Below are 901 nucleotides of genomic sequence, written 5' to 3'. Positions count from 1 at the left end.
CAAAGAACTCTTGGTGGAGCCTAGCGGGATCGAACCGCTGACCTCCTGCGTGCAAAGCAGGCGCTCTCCCAGCTGAGCTAAGGCCCCAAATATTTAAATGGTCGGGAAGACAGGATTCGAACCTGCGACCCCTTGGTCCCAAACCAAGTGCTCTACCAAGCTGAGCTACTTCCCGTAATGGCGCGCCCGAAAGGAGTCGAACCCATAGCCTTCTGATCCGTAGTCAGACGCTCTATCCAATTGAGCTACGGGCGCATTATTATTAAAGTGGTGCCGAGGACCGGAATCGAACCGGTACGGTAGTCACCTACCGCAGGATTTTAAGTCCTGTGCGTCTGCCAGTTCCGCCACCCCGGCATTTTTAAGTTACCTCTGGAGCGGAAGACGGGATTCGAACCCGCGACCCCCACCTTGGCAAGGTGGTGTTCTACCACTGAACTACTTCCGCATAATGCGGGTGAAGGGACTCGAACCCCCACGTCAAAGACACTAGATCCTAAGTCTAGCGCGTCTGCCAATTCCGCCACACCCGCATATTTAGTTTAAATGGTGAGCCATGAAGGACTCGAACCTTCGACCCTCTGATTAAAAGTCAGATGCTCTACCAACTGAGCTAATGGCTCGTACATTAAATGTGAGTATTAAAATGGTGGAGGATGACGGGATCGAACCGCCGACCCCCTGCTTGTAAGGCAGGTGCTCTCCCAGCTGAGCTAATCCTCCATTGCCTAGCGACGTCCTACTCTCACAGGGACAAAGTCCCAACTACCATCGGCGCTGAGAAGCTTAACTTCCGTGTTCGGTATGGGAACGGGTGTGACCTTCTCGCCATCGTCACTAGACTATTGAAACAACATTTCTTATTATAATCTCTTTTCGAGATTAATCAATAGGAAATTCA

At 51.5% G+C, this 901-nt stretch carries 8 tRNA genes and 1 rRNA gene; all 9 read right to left on the bottom strand.

What is annotated here, in order from left to right:
* Window positions 1-11 precede the first annotated feature (11 nt).
* The 9 genes from BTHG_RS23855 to rrf all read right to left on the bottom strand — a co-directional run bounded on the left by BTHG_RS23855 (window position 12) and on the right by rrf (window position 842).
* A tRNA-Ala gene (locus BTHG_RS23855) sits at window positions 12-87 on the bottom strand.
* An 11-nt stretch (window positions 88-98) separates the two neighbouring features.
* Window positions 99-175, bottom strand: a tRNA-Pro gene (locus tag BTHG_RS23850).
* A 3-nt stretch (window positions 176-178) separates the two neighbouring features.
* Window positions 179-255: transfer RNA gene (locus BTHG_RS23845), tRNA-Arg, on the bottom strand.
* Between the two features lie 13 nt (window positions 256-268).
* A tRNA-Leu gene (locus BTHG_RS23840) sits at window positions 269-357 on the bottom strand.
* A gap of 16 nt (window positions 358-373) precedes the next feature.
* Window positions 374-448 (bottom strand) — tRNA-Gly (locus BTHG_RS23835).
* 4 nt (window positions 449-452) lie between these two features.
* Window positions 453-533, bottom strand: a tRNA-Leu gene (locus BTHG_RS23830).
* 14 nt (window positions 534-547) lie between these two features.
* Window positions 548-623: transfer RNA gene (locus BTHG_RS23825), tRNA-Lys, on the bottom strand.
* A 24-nt stretch (window positions 624-647) separates the two neighbouring features.
* Window positions 648-723, bottom strand: a tRNA-Val gene (locus tag BTHG_RS23820).
* 3 nt (window positions 724-726) lie between these two features.
* Window positions 727-842 (bottom strand): 5S ribosomal RNA (rrf, locus tag BTHG_RS23815).
* Window positions 843-901 lie beyond the last annotated feature (59 nt).

Origin of the sequence: Bacillus timonensis (assembly GCF_000285535.1) — a bacterium.
GTDB classification, from domain to species: Bacteria; Bacillota; Bacilli; order Bacillales; family Bacillaceae_L; genus Ferdinandcohnia; species Ferdinandcohnia timonensis.
Note: the sequence above shows the minus strand (reverse complement) of the source record. Positions and strands in the feature narration are given on the sequence as shown.